The organism is Bradyrhizobium sp. USDA 4011 (assembly GCF_054063415.1).
Window position 1 is genome coordinate 1408857 of sequence record NZ_JBSSGG010000001.1, and the last position, 19819, is coordinate 1428675.

Annotated in this window: 18 protein-coding genes; 14 read left to right on the forward strand and 4 right to left on the reverse strand. The window is 65.4% G+C overall.

Going from position 1 to position 19819, the window contains the following annotated elements:
- The first annotated feature begins 14 nt into the window (after positions 1-14).
- Together ACVW1C_RS06655 and ACVW1C_RS06660 are read left to right on the forward strand one after the other, a co-directional pair.
- Complete coding sequence (locus ACVW1C_RS06655) at positions 15-1664, forward strand: glycosyltransferase family 39 protein (protein ID WP_456757719.1); 1650 nt, start codon at positions 15-17, stop codon at positions 1662-1664.
- A 169-nt stretch (positions 1665-1833) separates the two neighbouring features.
- Complete coding sequence (locus ACVW1C_RS06660) at positions 1834-2613, forward strand: class II aldolase/adducin family protein (RefSeq protein WP_173641786.1); 780 nt, start codon at positions 1834-1836, stop codon at positions 2611-2613.
- Between the two features lie 103 nt (positions 2614-2716).
- On the opposite strand, the gene ACVW1C_RS06665 is transcribed toward ACVW1C_RS06660, so the two are convergent.
- Complete coding sequence (locus ACVW1C_RS06665) at positions 2717-4117, reverse strand: M20/M25/M40 family metallo-hydrolase (protein WP_456757720.1); 1401 nt, start codon at positions 4115-4117, stop codon at positions 2717-2719.
- A 97-nt stretch (positions 4118-4214) separates the two neighbouring features.
- Positions 4215-5834 (reverse strand): helicase HerA-like domain-containing protein, encoded by a 1620-nt coding sequence (locus tag ACVW1C_RS06670; RefSeq protein WP_456757721.1) that lies wholly within the window; start codon positions 5832-5834, stop codon positions 4215-4217.
- Between the two features lie 373 nt (positions 5835-6207).
- Between ACVW1C_RS06670 and ACVW1C_RS06675 the strand changes: the two genes are divergently transcribed.
- The 9 genes from ACVW1C_RS06675 (at position 6208) to ACVW1C_RS06715 (ending at position 14343) form a co-directional block, all read left to right on the forward strand.
- A complete protein-coding gene (locus tag ACVW1C_RS06675) occupies positions 6208-6573 on the forward strand; it encodes a hypothetical protein (RefSeq protein WP_092127034.1) in 366 nt (121 codons plus the stop codon).
- A 59-nt stretch (positions 6574-6632) separates the two neighbouring features.
- Entirely contained in the window at positions 6633-7040 is a 408-nt protein-coding gene (locus tag ACVW1C_RS06680) for a DUF4332 domain-containing protein (RefSeq protein WP_092125172.1), read from the forward strand.
- A 98-nt stretch (positions 7041-7138) separates the two neighbouring features.
- Positions 7139-7996, forward strand: coding sequence for a dihydropteroate synthase (folP, locus tag ACVW1C_RS06685; RefSeq protein WP_456757722.1), 858 nt, complete (start codon positions 7139-7141; stop codon positions 7994-7996).
- A complete protein-coding gene (gene folB, locus ACVW1C_RS06690; protein WP_092125171.1) occupies positions 7993-8373 on the forward strand; it encodes a dihydroneopterin aldolase in 381 nt (126 codons plus the stop codon). The genes folP and folB overlap by 4 nt, the downstream gene beginning before the upstream one ends.
- Positions 8374-8393: 20 nt before the next feature.
- Positions 8394-8885, forward strand: a complete 492-nt coding sequence (gene folK / locus ACVW1C_RS06695) for a 2-amino-4-hydroxy-6-hydroxymethyldihydropteridine diphosphokinase (protein WP_456757723.1) — start codon at positions 8394-8396, stop codon at positions 8883-8885.
- A 107-nt stretch (positions 8886-8992) separates the two neighbouring features.
- Positions 8993-10867: a methylmalonyl-CoA mutase family protein gene (locus ACVW1C_RS06700; protein ID WP_456757724.1), complete on the forward strand. Its 1875-nt coding sequence runs from the start codon at positions 8993-8995 to the stop codon at positions 10865-10867.
- Positions 10864-11334, forward strand: coding sequence for a GFA family protein (locus tag ACVW1C_RS06705; RefSeq protein ID WP_456757725.1), 471 nt, complete (start codon positions 10864-10866; stop codon positions 11332-11334). Before ACVW1C_RS06700 ends, ACVW1C_RS06705 begins: the two co-directional genes overlap by 4 nt.
- A gap of 12 nt (positions 11335-11346) precedes the next feature.
- A complete protein-coding gene (gene scpA / locus ACVW1C_RS06710; RefSeq protein WP_456757726.1) occupies positions 11347-13503 on the forward strand; it encodes a methylmalonyl-CoA mutase in 2157 nt (718 codons plus the stop codon).
- A gap of 36 nt (positions 13504-13539) precedes the next feature.
- Positions 13540-14343: an RsiV family protein gene (locus tag ACVW1C_RS06715; protein ID WP_456757727.1), complete on the forward strand. Its 804-nt coding sequence runs from the start codon at positions 13540-13542 to the stop codon at positions 14341-14343.
- 15 nt (positions 14344-14358) lie between these two features.
- On the opposite strand, the gene ACVW1C_RS06720 is transcribed toward ACVW1C_RS06715, so the two are convergent.
- The gene (locus ACVW1C_RS06720; RefSeq protein WP_456757728.1) at positions 14359-14829 is read right to left on the reverse strand and encodes an SRPBCC family protein; all 471 of its coding nucleotides are present in this window, start codon (positions 14827-14829) and stop codon (positions 14359-14361) included.
- Between the two features lie 155 nt (positions 14830-14984).
- Here ACVW1C_RS06720 and meaB point away from each other — a divergent pair, with 155 nt between their 5' ends.
- Together meaB and ACVW1C_RS06730 are read left to right on the forward strand one after the other, a co-directional pair.
- On the forward strand, positions 14985-15977 hold the full coding sequence (meaB, locus tag ACVW1C_RS06725) for a methylmalonyl Co-A mutase-associated GTPase MeaB (protein WP_456757729.1): 993 nt from the start codon (positions 14985-14987) through the stop codon (positions 15975-15977).
- The gene (locus ACVW1C_RS06730; protein WP_456757730.1) at positions 15974-16621 is read left to right on the forward strand and encodes a pyroglutamyl-peptidase I family protein; all 648 of its coding nucleotides are present in this window, start codon (positions 15974-15976) and stop codon (positions 16619-16621) included. Before meaB ends, ACVW1C_RS06730 begins: the two co-directional genes overlap by 4 nt.
- A 142-nt stretch (positions 16622-16763) precedes the next feature.
- Here the strand turns inward: ACVW1C_RS06730 and ACVW1C_RS06735 are convergent, their stop codons facing one another.
- Positions 16764-18092: an adenylate/guanylate cyclase domain-containing protein gene (locus ACVW1C_RS06735; protein ID WP_456757731.1), complete on the reverse strand. Its 1329-nt coding sequence runs from the start codon at positions 18090-18092 to the stop codon at positions 16764-16766.
- 348 nt (positions 18093-18440) lie between these two features.
- On the opposite strand from ACVW1C_RS06735, the gene ACVW1C_RS06740 reads away from it, so the two are divergent.
- Positions 18441-19811, forward strand: a complete 1371-nt coding sequence (locus ACVW1C_RS06740) for a TIGR03808 family TAT-translocated repetitive protein (RefSeq protein ID WP_456757732.1) — start codon at positions 18441-18443, stop codon at positions 19809-19811.
- The last annotated feature ends 8 nt before the right edge of the window (positions 19812-19819 follow it).

A 19819-nucleotide genomic window follows, 5' to 3' on the forward strand; every position in this document is an offset into this window, starting at 1 on the left:
CGGTATCACTAGCTATGTCATCGATTACGACGTCTGCCCTCGAGGCGCCTGCACGGCGCTCGGTGGAGAAGACCTGCGACGATCTCGCATTTCTCGTCCTCGGCGTGGTCGCCGTGGTCGCCGGCCTCACATTCCGCGATTACGGTCTGGGCTGGGACGATTACACCCACGCTGAATACGCCGACCTCCTGCTGCGCATGTACGGGTCCGGGTTCAAGGACACCGGCGCGCTCTCCTTCGCCAATCTCTATATGTACGGCGGCGGCTTCGATATGGCCGCGGCGCTGCTGCACAAGGTCATCCCACTCGAATTGTTCGAGACGCGCCGCCTGCTCGGCGCGATCGTCGGCGTGATCGGGCTTGCCGTAACCTGGCGCCTGGCGCGCCGCGTCGGTGGCCCGCTGGCGGGACTGGCGGCCCTGCTGCTGCTCGCGCTGTGCCCGACCTTCTACGGCCACATGTTCATGAATCCGAAGGATGCGCCGTTCGCCGTCGCGATGGTGATCCTGATCATGGGCCTCGTCCGCCTGATCGAGGAATATCCGGCGCCCTCGCCGCGCGCGATCCTGATCGTGGGCCTCGGGGCCGGCCTGTCGATCGGCTGCCGCGTCCTTGGCGGCCTCGCCCTGATCTACGCAGTGGTCGGCTTCATCCCGCTCTGGATCGAGGAATTCCGCAAGCAGGGCCCGCGCGAGGCGACCCATCGCTTTGCCCATGTCATCTATGTGCTGCTGCCGGGGCTCGTGCTGGGCTATCTCGTGATGGGCCTGATCTGGCCGTGGTCGATCATGGAGCCCGGGCATCCGCTGGAAGCGGTGACCTACTTCTCGCACTTCTTCGAGAAGCCGTGGAAGGAGATGTTCGACGGCGCGCTGGTGTCGGTGCCGGACATGCCGTGGTCCTATCTGCCGACGCTGTTCGCGCTGCAGCTTCCCGAAGTGCTGCTGGTGCTGCTGACCGCGGCCGTCATCACCGCCTTCATGTCGCTGTCGCGCACCGATGTGGCGGCGAAGCGCAAGTCGATCATGCTGATGCTGACGCTGGCGGCGACGCTGCCGCTGGTGATCGCAATGGTGAAGCGGCCGGCGCTCTACAACGGCATCCGCCACTTCATCTTCGTGATCCCGCCGATGGCGGTGCTTGGCGGCGTCGCCTTCGCCCGCGGCATGGACTGGCTCGGCGAGAACCGCCGCGCCTGGCAACCCGCGGCGCTCGCCGTGTTCGCGTTCGGCCTGCTGCTGCCGCTCAGCGAAATGATCCGCCTGCATCCGTACCAGTACACGCACTTCAACCACATCGCCGGCACGGTGCGGACCGCCGACAATTTCTTCATGCTCGACTATTGGGGCCTGGCGCTGAAGCAGGCATCCGACGGGCTGCGCGAGCAACTGGCGGAGCGGCAGGAAGTGCCGCCGCAACATCGCAAGTGGAAGGTCGCGGTGTGCGGACCGCAGCGCCCCGCGCAGGTCGCGCTCGGGCCGGACTTCACGATCGGCTGGGACAGCCATGCCGCCGACTTCGCGATGACGCTCGGCGAGTTCTACTGCAAGGGCCTGGCCGCCCCCGTGATGGTCGAGATCAAGCGCGACGACGTCGTGTTCGCCCGCGTCTACGATATCCGCGGCCGCAGCATCTCGAGCCTGCTGGCGATCCCGGCGCCGTAACGCAAAGCACCTCTGTTACGCTTCTGCCCACTTCTGAAGCATGATCTTCCAGATCGTGGGCCAGCCGTCGCATGCTGACATGACTGTCACGCCGTTACGCTGCCTTGCCGCGATCCGGCGCCGACGCTAGGTTCGACGCAGGAAACAGCCATCAATGGAGCAATCGGCCATGTCGCCAGCGGAAGCGCGTCTGAAGGAAGTGCCGTCGGATATCAGTGCGGCGGAATGGGAGCAGCGGATCAATCTCGCTGCCTGCTACCGACTGGTCGCGCTCTACGGCTGGGACGATCTGGTCGACACTCACATCTCAGCGCGCGTGCCGGGACCCGAGCATCACTTCCTGATCAACCCCTACGGGTTGATGTTCGACGAGATCACCGCCTCGAGTCTCGTCAAGGTCGACCTCGACGGCAATCAGCTCTCGAAGAGCGACTACAGCATCAACCCGGCCGGCTTCACCATCCATTCGGCGATCCACGAGGTGCGCGAGGACGCCGGCTGCGTGCTCCATCTGCACACGGTCGACGGCACCGCGGTGTCGAGCGGCCCCGATGGGTTGCTGCCGCTGAACCAGACCGCGCAGCTGGTCACCCATGACCTCGCCTACCACGACTATGAAGGCATCGCGCTCGACCACGACGAGCGCCCGCGCCTGCAGCGCGATCTCGGCACCAAGAACCACATGCTGCTGCGCAATCACGGCACGCTGACGGTCGGCCGCTCGGTCGCGTCCGCCTTCGAGCGGATGTACCATCTGGAGCGCGCCTGCTCGATGCAGGTGGCGACCCGCGCGCTTGGCGGGAGCGCCTATCCGGTCGACCAGCACGCGATCGACAAGAACACTGAGCTGCTGTCGAACCCCGATCGCGCCGAGCTGCGCTCGACCCAGCTGGTCTGGCCGCCGCTGCTGCGCAAGCTCGACCGGGTCAATCCCGGCTACCGTGATTGAAATTTCATAATCTTCGGGTAAGGTCGTCGCCAACACCCTCTGCACGACCTGAATCAAAACGCCGCCCAATTCCGGGCGGCGTTTCTACGTTCGGCCCGTCGCGCTACTTGGCGTCGGCGAACGCCGCCAGGATCCGCGCCCAGGAGCGGATGCCCTTGTGGTAGCTCTTGAGGTCGTACTTCTCGTTTGGCGAATGGATGTTGTCGTCGTCGAGCCCGAAGCCGACCAGCACGCTGTCGAGGCCGAGCGTGCGCTTGAAGTCGGCGACGATCGGGATCGAGGCGCCGGATCCGACCAGCAGCGCCTCCTTGCCCCATTCGTCGGTCAGCGCGCGGCGGGCGGCCGCCAGCGGCTTCATGTTCCAGTCGAGCGCGATCGCCGGCGCAGAGGAATGATCGATGAATTCGGCCTTGCAATCCGCCGGCACGCGCGCCGTCACGTAATCGCGGAACGCCTGGCGGATCTTCTCGGGGTCCTGTCCTTCGACCAGCCGGAACGAGACCTTCGCCGACGCCTCCGCCGGGATCACCGTCTTGGAGCCCTCGCCGGTATAGCCGCCGACAATGCCGTTGATGTCGCAGGTCGGCCGCGAGGAGACCTGCTCGATCAGAAGCCGATCCTTCTCACCGGCCGGCACCGACAGGCCGATCGGCTTGAGGAAGCTGTCCGCCGTCAGATTGAGCTGCTTCCATTGCGCCAGAATGTCCGGCGGCAGATCCTTGACGCCGTCATAGAACGCGGGGATGGTGATGTGGCCGTTCTCGTCATGCAGGCCGCCGAGGATCCGCGTCAGCACGCGGATCGGATTCTGCGCGCCGCCGCCGAACACGCCGGAATGCAGGTCGCGATTGGCGGCCTTGATCTTGACCTCGTCATAGACCAGGCCGCGCAGCGACGTCGTGATCGCCGGCGTGTTCGGATCCCACATACCGGTATCGCAGACCAGCGCGAAGTCCGCCTTGAGCTCGGCCTTGTTCGCTTCCAGGAACGGCACGAAATTCTTCGAGCCGATCTCCTCCTCGCCTTCGATGATGATGGTGATGTCGATCGGCAGCGATCCCGTCACCTTCTTCCAGGCGCGGCACGCCTCGATGAAGGTCATCAACTGCCCCTTGTCGTCCTCGGCTCCGCGCGCGACGATGATCTTGCGCCCGTCGGCATGGTCGGTCACCACGGGCTCGAACGGCGGACGGTGCCAGAGATTAAGGGGATCGACCGGCTGCACGTCATAGTGGCCGTAGAACAGCACATGCGGACGCCCGTCGGTCGCGCCGTTCAGCTTGCCGACCACGGCCGGATGGCCGGCGGTCGGCCGCACCTCGGTCTTGAAGCCGAGGGTTGCGATATCCTTGGCGAGGTGATCGGCAGCCGCCCTGCAGTCATTGGCAAAGGCCGGATCGGCCGAGATCGATTTGATCCGCAGCAGCGTGAACAGCCGCTGGAGACTGTTGTCGAAATCGGCGTCGATACGGTCGAGGACGGTCTGCAGCTTGGCGTTGGACATCGCGGATATCCTTTTTGTGGACATTGCCGACGTTGTAGCGCGCCGGCCGCCGCAGGCAAAGCCGGCTGCCCATTCCTCTGGCCGGATGATCGCGGTGCTACCTGCGCAGGATTCCGCCGAGCGCACCGCGCACCAATGCGCGACCGATCGAGCCGCCGACCGAACCACCGACCGACTTGCCGAGATCCGCGACCACGCCGCCGACCACCTTGTCGGTCACCGAGCGCGTGACGTTGCGCGCGATCACCTGTCGGGTCGAGAGCCGGCCGCGCTTGACATTGGTCCCGAAGATCGTGGCTGCAATGGCCCCGATCTGGCCGAGGATACCGCCGCCTTCGCCGCCCGCACCGTCCGCCGGCGTCGCCGTGCCGGCGAGACGCTTCTGGATGATCTCATAGGCGGATTCGGCGTCGATCGCGGTGTCGTATTTGCCCTTCACCGGGCTCGCATCCATGATCGCCTTGCGCTCTTCCGGCGTGATCGGCCCGATCCGCGCCGACGGCGGGCGCACCATGACGCGCTCGACCATCGACGGCGTGCCGCCGCCCTCGAGGAACGAGACCAGCGCCTCGCCCTTGGCGAGCTCCATGATCACCCGCGCGGTATCGAGCTTCGGATTGGGACGGAAGGTCTGCGCGGCTGCCGCGACCGCCTTCTGGTCGCGCGGCGTGAAGGCGCGCAGCGCGTGCTGCACGCGGTTGCCGAGCTGCGCCAGCACCTTGTCCGGCACGTCGATCGGATTCTGCGTGACGAAATAGACACCGACGCCCTTGGAGCGGATCAGCCGCACCACCTGCTCGATCTTGTCCATCAGCGCCTTCGGCGCGTCGTTGAACAACAGATGCGCCTCGTCGAAGAAGAACACCAGTTTCGGCTTCGGCAGGTCGCCGGACTCCGGCAATTCCTCGAACAATTCCGAGAGCATCCAGAGCAGGAACGTGGCGTAAAGCCGCGGGCTCTGCATCAGCTTGTCGGCGACGAGGATATTAACCATACCGCGGCCGTCGCGGTCGGTGCGCATGAAATCCTTCAGCGTCAGCGCGGGCTCGCCGAAGAACTTCGCGCCGCCCTGGTTCTCGAGCACCAGCAGCTGACGCTGGATCGTTCCGACCGTCGCCTTGGACACGTTGCCGTAGCTCTGGGCGGCCTTGCGGATCGACGCCAGCGGATCTTCGCCGTCCTCGGCGCCCTTCTTGCTGCCGTCGGGCGCGATCGCATCCAGCAGGGCGCGCAGATCCTTCATGTCGATCAGCGCGAGGCCATTCTCGTCGGCGACGCGGAAGGCAACGTTGAGCACGCCCTCCTGCACGTCGTTCAGATCGAGCATCCGCGACAGCAACAGCGGCCCCATCTCGGTGACGGTGGCGCGCACCGGATGGCCCTGCTCGCCGAACACGTCCCAGAACACGGTCGAGAATTGATCGGGCTGGAAGGTCAAGCCCATTTCCTGGGCGCGCTTCACTATAAAGTCCTTGGCCTCGCCGACCTCGGAGATACCGGAGAGATCGCCCTTGATGTCGGCGGCGAAAACCGGAACGCCGGCGCGCGCAAATCCTTCAGCCATGACTTGAAGCGAGACGGTCTTGCCGGTTCCGGTTGCACCGGTGACAAGGCCATGCCGGTTGGCCAGCGCCAGCGCCAGCCAAGCTGTCTCCTCACCCTTGCCGATAAAAATCTTCTCGTCGGTATCGGCCAACTTATTGTCGGAGGTCGCCATCGCTTCGCCTCTTCGCGCAGATTTGGATCGTTTCGATCATCGCACCCGGTTCGATACGTCGAGTCCGGTTCGCTCCCGAACCAGTGCCATCATATTGCAACTTGCCGGTCGATTGAAACCGTCAGCGCAAGCTGACGTATATTGTCGCGCCACTGGTTCCTCATATTTTATTCCTGGCGAAGTGACGAAAGGCATTGCGCATTGCGACAAGATGGTGTGAATCCGCCGCTCACTCTTGCAGCGAGGCCACAGTCACAACGCGATCGAAAAAGAAAACGAACTGAAATGCGCGGATCGCTTGTATTTCGTGAGACAGGCGCTCAAGATAAATCTTTAAGAACGACCCGGCAAAGTCCGGTTGAGGCGGGGCAAGATGGACGAATTGGTTGGACAGCTGGCCGCGAAGGCCGGCATCGATGGCGCTGTCGCTGAAAAAACCATCGGCATCGTTCTGGGTTTCCTCCGTAACGAGGGACCTTCCGATAAAGTTCAGGCTCTGATCGACCAAATCCCCGGCGCCGAAGCGGCAATCGCCGCCTCCAACAACAGCGGTGGCCTATCGCGGTTGATGGGTGGCGGCCTGATGGCTGTCGGCACCCGGCTGATGGCGCTCGGCCTGAGCATGGGTGAGATTCAGAACGTCGCGCGTGAACTTTTCAGATTCGGCCGCGACAAAATCGGAGCGGATCAAATGGGCGAGATCATCTCGGGGACGCCGGGCCTCAGCCAGTTTGCCTGAAGCACTTTGCATCGGCCCTGCGCGCGCTCCCTTCTACCTGTTACCTGCATACGAGTATCATGACATACCCACTCTCCGAGATCGAAGGCCTGTCCGCCTATTGCGCCACCAAACTGAAATCGCAGGGTATCCGCACGACCGACGCACTGCTTGAAGCCGCCCGCACCGTCAAGGGACGCAAGGCGCTCGCCGCCAAGACCGGGATCAGCGAACAACAATTGCTCGAATGGGCCAACATCTCCGACTACATGCGGATTCCCGGCATGGGCAAGGCGAAGGTCGGGCTGGTCCGCGCCGCCGGCGTCACCACCGTGCGCGAGCTCGCGCAGCGCAACCCGTCGCGGTTGGCGCAGAGCATGAAGGACGCCAATGTGCGGCGTAAGCTCGTCCGCGTGATGCCGTCAGAGAAATCGGTCGAGTTGCTGATCGAACAGGCACGCAAGCTGCCGCTCAAAATCACCTATTAGCATCACTATTAGGCAGCCTTAACCGCACCCGCGGCCGCCGGCGCCACGCATCGCGGCGACACCTTGACTTGCCGCTGCGGTCAGCGCAAAGCCACCGCATGATGGCAACCAGGCCCATAGCACCGGCGGTGACCGGCCCGGCCGTATCGGCGGTGCTGCCGGCACTGCTGTCGAGGCTCTATCCGGCGGTGATGGGTATCCTGAACGTGACGCCGGACTCGTTCTCCGACGGCGGCCAGTTCATCGCGCCCGAACGGGCGCTGGCGCAGGCCCGCAGGCTGATCGCTGAAGGCGCCGACATCATCGACATCGGCGCGGAATCCACCCGCCCCTACGGCTCGCAGCCGGTCACCGCCGAGGCCGAGATGGCGCGGCTGAAGCCGGTGCTGGCCGAGGTGGTCGCGCTCGGCGTGCCGGTCTCGATCGACAGCATGAAGTCGGAAGTCGTGGCCTGGGCGCTCGACCAGGGTGCTGCGATCGCCAATGACGTCTGGGGCCTGCAGCGCGATGCCGGCATGGCGCCGCTCGTCGCCGCGCGCGGCGTGCCCGTGATCATCATGCACAATCGCGAGCAGGCCGATCCGGCGATCGACATCATGCAGGACATCACGGCCTTCTTTGAACGCTCGCTCGATATCGCGGCGCGCGCCGGCATTGCGTCCGACCGGATCGTACTCGATCCCGGCATCGGCTTCGGCAAGACCCCGGAGCAGAGCATGATCGCGCTGGCGCGGCTTGCCGAGCTCAACGCGTTCCGCCTGCCGGTGCTGGTCGGCGCCTCGCGCAAGCGTTTCATCAGCACGATCGTGGCCTCGGAGCCGCAACAGCGGATCGGCGGCTCGATCGCGGCGCATCTGATCGCCGCGCGGAATGGCGCCCGCATCATCCGTGCGCACGACGTCGCCGAAACCGTTCAGGCGCTGCGGGTGGCCGCGGCAATCGAGGGACAGCAATGACCGACACGATCTTCATCACCGGGATCGTCATCCATGCCCGTCATGGCGTGATGGAACATGAGACCGAAGTCGGGCAGCGCTTCGTCATCGACCTCGAGCTCTATACCGACCTCTCGGAATCCTCGCGTACCGACCGCCTCTCCGACACGGTGTCCTATTCCAACGTGGTGGCGACCGCGACATCGGCATTCAAGAACACCAATTACAAGCTGCTGGAGCGCGCCGCCGGCGCGGTAGCCGATGACATCCTGACCACCTTCCCGCGCGTCAGGGCGGTCAAGGTCACCGTGCACAAGCCGCATGCGCCGATCGCCGCGATCTTCGACGATGTCGGCGTGGTGCTGACCCGCTCGCGGCATCCGCCGTCCCAGAGTTGAACGCGCAAGGTTGAACGCTGATGGCTGACGTCCTGATCGCACTCGGCGGCAATGTCGGCGACGTCCGCACGACGTTTCGCAAGGCGGTCGCCAATATCTGCGGCATGACGCAGGCCGCGCTCGTGGCGCGCTCGTCGGACTATTCGACGCCGCCCTGGGGCGAAGCGCAGCAGGACAGCTTCATCAATGCCTGCATCGAGATCGACACCAGCCTCGATCCGCACGTGCTGCTGTTCACGCTGCACAAGATCGAAAGCAAATTCGGCCGCGACCGCAAGAACGAGCAGCGCTGGGGACCGCGCACCCTCGACCTCGACCTGATCGCCTATGACGACGTTACACTCGACAAGCCGGAACTGACGCTGCCGCACCCGCGTTTGTTCGAGCGCGCCTTCGTGCTGGTGCCGCTGGCCGAGATCGTTCCCGACCGCGTCATCGCCGGGCGCCGCGTCGCGGATGCGCTGGCTGGGGTCTCGACGGACGGTATTTTCCGTCTAGCGGACCTTGATTAAAAGCCGCACGACCGCAAACAACCGTTTGGCTTGGCCGCCCGCCCGTGGCAATTTCCGGCCAAATCACGGGGCGCCCACGCGGGGCCGATGAAGGACGATTTGGGCGGATGACGACCTCGACTGACGATTTGGCTCTGGCTTCGGATTTTGCACCGGCGACCTATGACGACTGGCGGAAGCTGGTCGATGGCGTGCTCAAGGGCGCGCCGTTCGAGAAGCTGGTCGGCAAGACCTATGATGGCCTGAGGATCGATCCGATCTACCGCCGCGCCACCAACTCAAGTCCGCTTCCCGGCCGTGCCGCCGCCACCCCCTGGCAGATCCTGCAGCGGGTCGATCACCCCGACGCCGCAGCGGCCAACGCGCAGGCGCTGCAGGATCTCGAGAACGGAGCGACCGGGCTCGAATTCGAGTTCGCCGGCGGTCCCGGCGCGCGCGGCTTCGGTCTTTCCGATGCCAGCAAGAAGACGCTGGCGCGGGCCTGCGGCGGCGTCCATCTCGATGCCGGCATCATGATCGCGCTCAACCCGGTGATCGGACGCGAGAACGCCGGCGAGACGTTTGCCGACATGGTCGAGGCCCGCAAGCTCGATCCGGCCAAGCTCGACCTGCATTTCAATTATCAGGCGCTCGGCACGATTGCCGTGCGCGGTGCGGCGGCAGCCAGCTGGGCCGACTACGCAAAGCCGTTCGGCCAGGTCGTCAACGGCCTGATCAAGCGCGGCTTCAAGGGGCCGTTCGTGCTGGCCGATGGCCGGCCGGTGCATGATGCCGGCGGATCAGAGGTGCAGGAACTCGCCTTCACGCTCGCGACCGCGCTCGCCTATCTGCGCATGCTGGAAGCTGCAGGGCTCGATCTCGATACAGCGCGCGCAGCCGTCTCATTCCGGCTCAGCGCCGATGCCGACCAGTTCCTGACGATGGCGAAATTCCGCGCGCTGCGCCGCCTGTGGGCAAGGATCGAAGAGGCTTGCGGCCTTATGCCGAAGCCGATCTTCGTCAATGCGCAGACCGCCTGGCGGATGCTGACCCAGCGCGACCCCAACGTGAACATGCTGCGCGCGACGATCGCGACCTTTGCCGCCGGACTCGGCGGCGCCAATGCGATCACCGTGCTGCCGCATACGCTGGCGCTCGGGCTGCCGGACGATTTCGCCCGCCGCGTGGCGCGCAATACGCAGCTCGTGCTGCTTGAGGAGTCCAACCTTGCCAAGGTCTCCGATCCCGCGGCAGGCTCAGGCGGCATCGAGACGCTGACCTCGCAGCTCTGCGAGGCGGCGTGGACGCTGTTCCAGGAGATCGAGAAGGCCGGCGGCGTCTTCACCGCGCTCGAGCAGGGGCTGCTGCAAAAGAAGGTCGCCGCGACGCGGGCGCAACGCGAAGCCAATGTGGCGAAGCGCCGCGACGTGCTGACCGGCGCCAGCGAATTCCCCAACCTCCACGAGACCAACCTCGCGGTGCTGGATGTGAAACCGGCCGCGCCGGCGTCCACGGCAGGTGCCAAGATCAGCTTCGAGGCCCTCGCGCCGATGCGGCTCGCCGAACCGTTCGAGGCGCTGCGCGACAAGTCCGACGCCGCGCTGAAGGCGCGTGGCGCACGGCCCAAGATCTTCCTCGCCAATCTCGGCACGCCGGCGGATTTCACGGCTCGCGCGACATTTGCAAAAAGCTTCTTCGAGACCGGCGGGATCGAAGCCATCGACAGCGAGGGCTTTGCCGACGCGGCAGCGCTTGCCGCGGCCTTCAAGGCCTCGGGCGCCGCGATGGCGTGCCTTTGTTCCTCTGATAAGGTCTATGCCGTTAGCGCCGCTGAGGCCGCCAAGGCCCTTCACGGCGCCGGAGCAAGGCATATCTATCTGGCAGGGCGGCCCGGCGACCAGGAAGCGGCGCTGCGGGCGGCCGGCATCGGTGAGTTCGTCTTCGCCGGCGGTGATGCGCTGGCGACATTGCGCGACGCCTATCGGCGGATGGAGCAGGCATGACGGCAGAGACACCGGCGAAACCCGTTCTGACCGGCGGTTGCCAGTGCGGCGCCGTGCGCTTTGCGGTGTCCGCGGCACCGAACCGCGTCAGCATCTGTCACTGCCGGATGTGCCAAAAGGCCTCCGGTGCGCCGTTCGCCTCATTCGCCGACATCAACAAAGAGGATTTCGCCTGGACCCGGGGGAGGCCTGCGGCGTTCAAATCCTCCTCGATCGCCGAGCGCGACTTCTGTGCCGCCTGCGGCACGCCGCTCAGCTTCCGGCGGATCGACGGTTCCCGCATCGAGATCATGACCGGCGCCTTCGACCGGCCCGACCGGGTGATCCCGACGCAGCAATTCGGAACCGAGTCCCGCCAAGGCTGGGTGGTCGGCATCGCCAATCTGCCGAGCCAGACCACGATGCAGAATTACGGACCGGAGAAGATGGCGACCATCGTCAGCCATCAGCATCCGGACCATGACTAAGGAAGCCAAGGAATGACCCGCATTCCCAATTTCGCCGATGTCGCCTTCCAGCCCGTTGCCACGGCGATGCCCGCCGCGAGCGCCGAGCCGTGGCTGACGCCCGAGGGCATTCCGGTGAAGTCCGTCTACAGCGAGGCCGATCTCGAAGGCATCGACTTCCTCGAGACCTGGCCGGGGATCGCGCCCTATCTGCGCGGCCCCTACCCGACCATGTATGTCAACCAGCCCTGGACCATCCGGCAATATGCCGGCTTCTCCACGGCGGAGGACTCCAACGCCTTCTATCGCCGCAACCTCGCGGCCGGCCAGAAGGGCCTGTCGGTCGCGTTCGACCTCGCGACCCACCGTGGCTACGACTCCGATCATCCGCGCGTCTCCGGCGACGTCGGCATGGCCGGTGTCGCGATCGATTCCATCTACGACATGCGCACGCTGTTCGCCGGCATCCCGCTCGACCAGATGAGCGTGTCGATGACCATGAACGGCGCGGTGCTGCCGATCCTCGCGCTGTTCGTCGCCGCCGCCGAGGAACAGGGCGTGCCGCCGGAGAAGCTGTCGGGCACCATTCAGAACGACATTCTGAAAGAGTTCATGGTGCGCAACACCTATATCTATCCGCCTGCGCCCTCGATGCGGATCATCTCGGACATCTTCGCCTACACCTCGCAGCGGATGCCGAAATACAATTCCATTTCAATTTCCGGCTACCACATGCAGGAGGCCGGCGCGACGCAGGACCTCGAACTCGCCTATACGCTGGCCGACGGCGTCGAATATCTGCGTGCCGGATTGGCCGCGGGTCTCGACGTCGATCGTTTTGCTCCTCGCCTCTCTTTCTTCTGGGCGATCGGCATGAACTTCTTCATGGAAGTCGCCAAGATGCGCGCCGCGCGGCTGTTGTGGGCCAAGCTGCTGAAGCAGTTCAACCCGAAGGACCCGCGCTCGCTCAGCTTGCGCACGCATTGCCAGACCTCGGGCTGGTCGCTGACCGCGCAGGACGTCTTCAACAACGTGATGCGCACCACGATCGAGGCGATGGCGGCGACGCAAGGCCACACCCAGTCGCTGCACACCAACGCGCTCGACGAGGCGCTGGCGCTGCCGACCGACTTCTCGGCGCGCATCGCCCGCAACACCCAGCTATTCCTGCAGCAGGAGAGCGGCACCAACCGCATCATCGATCCCTGGGGCGGTTCCTATTATGTCGAGCGTCTGACCCGCGATCTCGCCGGCAAGGCCTGGGGTCACATCCAGGAGGTCGAGGAACTCGGCGGCATGGCCAAGGCGATCGAGGCCGGCGTGCCGAAGCTGCGGATCGAGGAAGCCTCCGCCAAGACGCAGGCGCGGATCGATGCCGGCAGGCAGGCAGTGATCGGCGTCAACAAGTTCAAGCCGGAGAACGAGCGGCCGATCGACGTCTTGAAGGTGGAGAACTCCACCGTGCGGCGACTGCAGATCGACAAGCTGGCGCGGCTCAAGAAGGAGCGCAACCAGAAGGACGTCGATGCGGCACTGGCCGCGCTGACCCGCTCGGCCGGCGAAGGCAACGGCAATCTGCTGGCGCTCGCGATCGACGCCGCACGCGCCAAGGCCACGGTCGGCGAGATTTCGGACGCGATGGAAAAGGTATTCGGCCGCCACCGCGCCGAGATCAAGTCCATCACCGGCGTCTACAAGCGAGAGGCAGCGGCCATGTCCAACAAGGTCGAAAAGGTGCAGGCGCTGATCGACGCCTTCGAAGAGGCGGAAGGCCGCCGCCCGCGCATCCTGGTGGCAAAAATCGGCCAGGACGGCCATGACCGTGGCCAGAAGGTGATCGCATCCGCCTTCGCCGATGTCGGCTTCGACGTTGATATCGGACCGCTGTTCGCAACCGCCGACGAAGCCGCGCGGCAAGCCGTCGAGAACGACGTTCACATTCTCGGCGTCTCCTCGCTCGCCGCCGCGCATCTCACCGCGGTGCCGGAATTGAAGGCGGCGCTGAAGAAGCATGGCCGCGAGGACATCATGATCATCATCGGCGGCGTGGTGCCGCCGCAGGATTACGATGCGCTCTATGCCGCGGGCGCCGAAGCGATCTTCCCGCCGGGCACCGTGATCTCGGACGCCGCCGAGGAGCTGATCCACAAGCTCAACGCCCGGCTCGGCCATAGCGCGGCGGCGGAGTGACGCTGCCGCCTTCGCCTCCCTTGCTCGGAGTTTTCCATGCGCGCCGCTCGCTCGATGACGCCTGCCCGCATCATGGGTCTTGCCGGCCTGCTGGCTTGCCTCTGCCTTTCCGCGCGCGCCGCCGATCCCAAGCCCGACGCCACGATCAAGAATGCGAGCATCGAGGCCAACGTCTATCTCGACGACAAGATCAAGGCGGACGCAGCGCTGGCGGCCGATTGTCTCGCCGAAGGCCGGAAGTGGATCGACAAGAACGCCGCCGAGGCGGCTTCCGCGCGCAAGGACGAGCCTGAGCTTTTCAAAGACCGCGGTGGCTATTCATTCGAGCGCAAATATTCGGTGCGTTCCGTCGTCGACGGCCGCTATGTGAGCGTGCTGCGCGACGATTACATGGACACCCACGGCGCGCATCCGAACACCGACGTCAACACCATCCTGTGGGATACGACGGCGAAGAAGCGCATCAGCATCCGTCCCTTCTTCAGCGAGACAGCCGACAACGGCCCGACCCTGACGGCGATGCGCAAGGCGATCGTCTCGGCACTGAATGCCGAGAAGAAGCGGCGCGGTGCCAGCGAGACCGCCACCGTGGAGTGGTACAAGGAGCTCAAGCCGACCCTGCTCAAGATCGGCGCGGTCACGCTGGCGCCGTCGACCGAAGCCGGCAAGAGCGCCGGCCTCACCTTCCACTACCCGCCCTACGCCGTCGGCCCCTACGCCGAAGGCCAGTATGTCGTCTTCGTGCCGTGGGAGACGCTGAAGCCGTATCTGACGGCGGAAGGCGCGAAGATCTTCGGCGGTATGCGGCCGAAGAGCGACGCGGACGATCAGCCGCAATAGCTGCTTCAGCAGGCCTCAGCCTGGCTGACGCGCCAGCGCTCTGACCAGGGAGCCGGTCCAATCCGGGATCCACGCCTGGAACTGGCTGTGCCAGCGATCGGCGTCACCGGGCGCCGTGTCGAGCTTGACCGACCATTCGATGAAGGTGCGGTTGCCTTCGACGACCGGCAGCAGATGCATCGTGCCCTCGTAATGGGTCGGCTGCGGCGCGTCCGAGCCGGCATCCGCCAGAAACGGCAATGGCTCGATGCTGGCATAGGTCAGCGAATGCTGCGTGTCCGAGTGGTGGGCAAGGCGTTGCCTGACCCAGAGCCCGAGATAGCAGAAGCGCCTGACAGCACCGACCTGGTCGCCGCGCTTGTCGTCCTCGATCACGCTTTCGCTGACGCCCTCGATATAGGCGGGGTAATTGTTGAAGTCGCGGATCAGCGACCACACGGTATCGAGCGGATGCTCGAGGACGGTGCTGTAATAGGCTCGGGTCATGTTGGCTCCGGATGTTGGCCGCAGTGATGCGGAACGGGCCTTGATCAACCGCATGGCAGCGGGCGCGCCCACCCGATTTCCGATCTCGCGATTGATCGGGGACGAGTACGGACTCCGCCCTCGCTTGCAACCGGCAGCCGTTGTAAACCAAGGCCATGACCTCGCCGAAGCCCGCCTCTCCCGACATCCACGCCCTCGCCAAGCAGCTCCGCGCCGGCCACCGCGCCGCGCTGGCGCGGGCGATCACGCTGGTGGAGAGCCGGCGCGGCGATCATCAGGCGGCGGCGCGCGAGCTGGTGCAGGCGCTGTTGCCCGACACCGGCAAGGCGGTGCGGGTCGGCATCACCGGCTCGCCCGGCGTCGGCAAGTCGACCACCATCGATGCGCTCGGCATGTTCCTGATCGAACGCGGCCACAAGGTCGCGGTGCTCGCGGTCGATCCGTCCTCGGCGCGCACCGGCGGCTCGATCCTCGGCGACAAAACGCGGATGGCGCGGCTCGCCGTCTCCGACCAGGCCTTCATCCGCCCCTCGCCGTCCTCGGGCACGCTCGGCGGCGTCGCGGCGAAGACCCGCGAGGCGATGCTGTTGTGCGAGGCCGCCGGCTTCGACGTTGTGCTGGTCGAGACCGTCGGCATCGGGCAGTCCGAGACCGCGGTTTGCGACATGACCGACTTCTTCCTGGCGCTGATGCTGCCGGGCGCCGGCGACGAGTTGCAAGGCATCAAGAAGGGCCTCGTCGAGCTCGCCGACATGATCGCGATCAACAAGGCCGACGGCGACAACCTCAAGCGCGCCAACCTCGCCGCCGCCGACTATCGCAGCGCGCTGCACATCCTGGCGCCGCGCTCCGAGCACTGGCATCCGCCGGTCGAGACCTATTCCGCGCTGACCGGCGCCGGGCTCGACCGACTCTGGCAGAAGATCCTCGACCACCGCACTGCGATGAAAGCCTCGGGCGAATTCGAGGCCCGCCGCCGCGAGCAGCAGGTGAAGTGGATGTGGTCGATGCTGGAAGCCCGGATGATGGCGCAGCTGCGCTCGGACGCTGCGATCCGCGCCAAGGTCAAGAAGATGGAGGCCGAGGTCGCCGGCGGCCGCATCTCGCCCGCGGTCGCCGCCGAGCAGATCGCGGAGATGCTGCATTGAGCGGCAAACTGCGCATCCTCGTCACCGGTTTCGGGCCGTTCCCGGGTGCGCCGTTCAACCCGACCATGCCGCTGGTCAAGCGCCTGACCGGGCTGCGCCGGCCGGCCTTCGACAACGTCGCGCTGACGAGCCACATCTTCGACGTCACCTACGCAACGGTCGATCGCGAATTGCCCGAGCTGATCGCACGACATCGCCCGCAGGCGCTGTTGATGTTCGGCCTCGCCGGCCGCAGCGCGCATCTGCGGATCGAAAGCCGCGCCCGCAATGCGGTGACGACGCGCTTTCCCGATGCCGGCCGCCAGCATGCGCGCCAGGGATCGATCGAGAGCGGCGCCGATGCGCAGGTGTTCGGGCGGCACACGGGGAAACTCCTGCGCGCGGCGCTAGCGACCGGCATCGACGCGCGGACATCGCGCGATGCCGGCAACTATCTCTGCAACTACCTGAGCTGGCGCGCGATCGAGGCCGTCAACGGCGACAACGGCCTGCACCTCGCACAATTCGTCCATGTGCCGCCGCTCGCCCATGACGGCACGGCCGCATCAGGCAAATCATCCATCACGCTGGAAGCGCTGGTCGATGCCGGCGAAGCCATGCTGCTGGAGCTGGTGAAGCTGACCCGGCAGGCTGCGCGCGCGTGAGCGATGCCGGTTGGACGAGTCCTCTCGAACAGAAGCGCCGCGTATCTCGGCATCGTGGAAGGCTGATGTCCTAACAACGGGCACAAGCAATCGTCGAAGGCCCGGGTTTGGCCAACAGAGCCTGCCGTTGGAGAGGCCCGGCCTACTGGACGGCAGCGTACAAATCCCAAGCCCCCGGGATACCCTTAAGGTCGAACGAGCCGCGCTCCGCAAATTTCAATCCGGCTCCTGCGACCAGGTCGGTCACGACGCGCGAGACCAGCACTTCATTTGCATCCGACCGCCCCATCACGCGAGCGGCGACGTGAACGGCTATTCCGCCGACGTCACTGCCGCGCACTTCAATCTCGCCGGTATGCAGTCCGGCGCGCAGCGGCAGGCCGATCTGACGCGCAGCTTCGCCGAGTGCGAGGGCACAGCGAACGCCGCGTCCCGGTCCATCGAACGTCGCCAGGATTCCATCGCCGGTATTCTTCACCAGCTTCCCACGATGCCTCTCCACGACCTGCGCTGCCAGGCGGTCATGAGAATCGAGCAGTTCGTGCCAACGGCGATCACCAACCTCGATGGCTTTCGTCGTGGAGTTGACGATGTCCGTGAACAGGACGGTAGCCAGCACCCGATCGACATCCTCTCCGACCTCAGGGCGGTGACCGGTGACGAATTCCTCGATATCGCCAATCACGCGTTCGCATTCGCTCGTAAAGAAGACACCATGCGGAAGACCCTCGTATTCGATGTATCTCGCACCGGGAATTGCAGCCCCCAGCTTCCGTCCCTCGGATACGGGCACCACCGCATCGGCTTGGCTGTGCAGCACGAGAGTTGGGACGCGCACGCTCTGCAACACCGGCGTCACGTCGATCAGCCGGTTCATCACCATGATCGCCTTGAAGGCACCGGGGCTGCAGCTCATCCGCTCGAACTTGCCGAGCGCAGCAAGCTGCTCCTGGGAAGCGTCCGCCAGACCGACGACGTTTTTCATCATCTGCCCCGAGCCCCAGTTTGCAACAGCCCTGTCAGCAAATGCCTCGAACTGGGCCGCGGGGATCGAGTAGCCGGCGCGCACGAAGCCCCCGACAAGAACCAGGTGGGAAACACGATCCGGATGGGTGGCCGAAAACAGGACGCTCATGGGACAGCCTTCCGACATGCCCAGCAAGACCGTCTTGCGGGATCCCACCGCATCGAGCACGGCGCGAACGTCGTCCATTCGCTCTTCCAACGACGGCACGCCAGACACGCGGTCGGACAGTCCCTGACCGCGTTTGTCAAAGCTTATGATCCGGGCGAAGCGCCCTAGCCGCTGCGCGTTGCTGCTTATGCACGGCAACTCATGCACGACCTCAAGGTGGGAGATCGAGCCGGGCACGATCAGAAGGTCGATCGGCCCCTCTCCGGTCACCTGATAGGCAATATTGACATCGCCGCTGCGCGCATATTGCGTCCGGGGCATAATGAAATCGGCCATATCCAACTCCAGTATCGCGACGTGTTGAATCTTAGACGATCGAAAAGCTCTTCATGGCAATTGCGAATGCGAAATGAGAAACATTAGCACACGACGCAGGTCTGCCTTGGAGAAAATGCTGCCAATCCGCGCCTCGACTGCGGCCTCCGGAATGTTGGACCACCCGCTTTCGCCGGTGACGACGCCGCGAAATCGCCGTTTGACAATCTGAACAGGCTGCACCCCGGATTAACCCTACCGCCAACAATCGCCCGGCTGCGTCGGCGTGTTCACCATGCCGCGCCGCATTTCGCGCTACCACTCGGGCGCGAACGTCACCGCTCGTGACTATTTGCGAGGGCTGTGCCCATGGACGTCAACCGCCGCCATCTGATCGGAGCCTCCGCCGCCGGCGTCGCCGGTGCGCTTGCGATATCGCCGGATGCGGCGCGCGCCGCGCAATCGGCCGGCTCGCTCGGCCGCGACGTCACGCAATATGGCGTCCGTCCCGGCAGCCCCGACGACCAGACCCGCAATTTGCAGCGCGCGATCGATGATGCCGCGCGCGCGCAGGTGCCGCTGGCGTTTCCGCCCGGCGTCTATCGCACCGGCCTGTTGCGGCTTGCGCCCGGCAGCCAGCTGATCGGCGTCCGCGGCGCCAGCCGGCTGGTGTTCAATGGCGGCGCCTCGCTGCTGGAAGGCGAAGGCGCCGGCGGCATCGTCCTGATGGGCCTAAGCTTCGACGGCGGCAACGTTCCGCTGCCGGCGCGGCGCGGCCTCGTCCATTGCCTGTCCGGCCGCGACATCCGCATCACCGATTGCCAGTTCACCGGCAGCGGCGGCAGCGGCATCTGGTTCGAGCAGATGTCGGGCGACGTCAGCAACAACGTCTTCACCGGCATCGCGTCGACGGCGCTGGTGTCGTTCGACGCACTCGGCCTGATCGTCTCGCGCAACACCATCAGGGGCACCAACGACAACGGCATCGAGATCCTGCGCACCGCGATCGGCGACGACGGCTCGATCGTTGCCGACAACCGCATCGAGGACATCAAGGCCGGTCCCGGCGGCTCCGGGCAGTACGGCAACGCCATCAACGCCTTCCGCGCCGGCAATGTGATCGTGCGCGGCAACCGCATCAGCAATTGCGACTTCTCGGCGGTGCGCGGCAATTCGGCCTCCAACATCCACATCACCGACAACAGCGTCAGCAATGTCCGCGAGGTCGCGCTCTATTCGGAGTTCGCGTTCGAGGCCGCTGTCATCGCCAACAACACCGTCGACGGCGCCGCGATCGGCGTCTCCGTGTGCAATTTCAACGAAGGCGGCCGCATCGCGGTGGTCCAGGGCAACATCATCCGCAACCTGCTGCCGAAGCGGCCGATCGGCACCGACCCGAACGACGGGGCCGGCATCGGCATCTATGTCGAGGCGGACAGCGCCGTCACTGGCAACGTGATCGAGAACGCGCCGACCTTCGGCATCGTCGCCGGCTGGGGCAAGTATCTGCGCGACGTCGCGATTTCGGGCAATGTCGTGCGCAGGGCGTTCGTCGGCATCGGCGTCTCGGTGGTGCCGGGCGCCGGCACGGCGCTGGTCAACAACAACATGATCTCGGAAACCCCGGGCGGCGCGGTGGTCGGGCTCGACCACGCCCGTCCGATCACGACCGACCTGTCAGTGGGCGGCGCCCAGCAATATGCGCAGCTGGTGGTCGGCGCCAACGCGGTGCGGCGCTAACCTTCCGC

Bases quoted from the DNA above. Each gene is read 5' to 3' on its own strand.
- ACVW1C_RS06670 (WP_456757721.1), bottom strand. From the start codon at position 5,834: ATGGCGACCTCCGACAATAAGTTGGCCGATACCGACGAGAAGATTTTT.
- ACVW1C_RS06705 (WP_456757725.1), top strand. From the start codon at position 10,864: ATGACGGCAGAGACACCGGCGAAACCCGTTCTGACCGGCGGTTGCCAG.
- folP (WP_456757722.1), top strand. From the start codon at position 7,139: ATGATGGCAACCAGGCCCATAGCACCGGCGGTGACCGGCCCGGCCGTA.
- ACVW1C_RS06660 (WP_173641786.1), top strand. From the start codon at position 1,834: ATGTCGCCAGCGGAAGCGCGTCTGAAGGAAGTGCCGTCGGATATCAGT.
- scpA (WP_456757726.1), top strand. From the start codon at position 11,347: ATGACCCGCATTCCCAATTTCGCCGATGTCGCCTTCCAGCCCGTTGCC.
- folK (WP_456757723.1), top strand. From the start codon at position 8,394: ATGGCTGACGTCCTGATCGCACTCGGCGGCAATGTCGGCGACGTCCGC.
- folB (WP_092125171.1), top strand. From the start codon at position 7,993: ATGACCGACACGATCTTCATCACCGGGATCGTCATCCATGCCCGTCAT.
- ACVW1C_RS06655 (WP_456757719.1), top strand. From the start codon at position 15: ATGTCATCGATTACGACGTCTGCCCTCGAGGCGCCTGCACGGCGCTCG.
- ACVW1C_RS06720 (WP_456757728.1), bottom strand. From the start codon at position 14,829: ATGACCCGAGCCTATTACAGCACCGTCCTCGAGCATCCGCTCGATACC.
- ACVW1C_RS06665 (WP_456757720.1), bottom strand. From the start codon at position 4,117: ATGTCCAACGCCAAGCTGCAGACCGTCCTCGACCGTATCGACGCCGAT.
- ACVW1C_RS06735 (WP_456757731.1), bottom strand. From the start codon at position 18,092: ATGGCCGATTTCATTATGCCCCGGACGCAATATGCGCGCAGCGGCGAT.
- meaB (WP_456757729.1), top strand. From the start codon at position 14,985: ATGACCTCGCCGAAGCCCGCCTCTCCCGACATCCACGCCCTCGCCAAG.
- ACVW1C_RS06715 (WP_456757727.1), top strand. From the start codon at position 13,540: ATGCGCGCCGCTCGCTCGATGACGCCTGCCCGCATCATGGGTCTTGCC.
- ACVW1C_RS06740 (WP_456757732.1), top strand. From the start codon at position 18,441: ATGGACGTCAACCGCCGCCATCTGATCGGAGCCTCCGCCGCCGGCGTC.
- ACVW1C_RS06680 (WP_092125172.1), top strand. From the start codon at position 6,633: ATGACATACCCACTCTCCGAGATCGAAGGCCTGTCCGCCTATTGCGCC.
- ACVW1C_RS06675 (WP_092127034.1), top strand. From the start codon at position 6,208: ATGGACGAATTGGTTGGACAGCTGGCCGCGAAGGCCGGCATCGATGGC.
- ACVW1C_RS06700 (WP_456757724.1), top strand. From the start codon at position 8,993: ATGACGACCTCGACTGACGATTTGGCTCTGGCTTCGGATTTTGCACCG.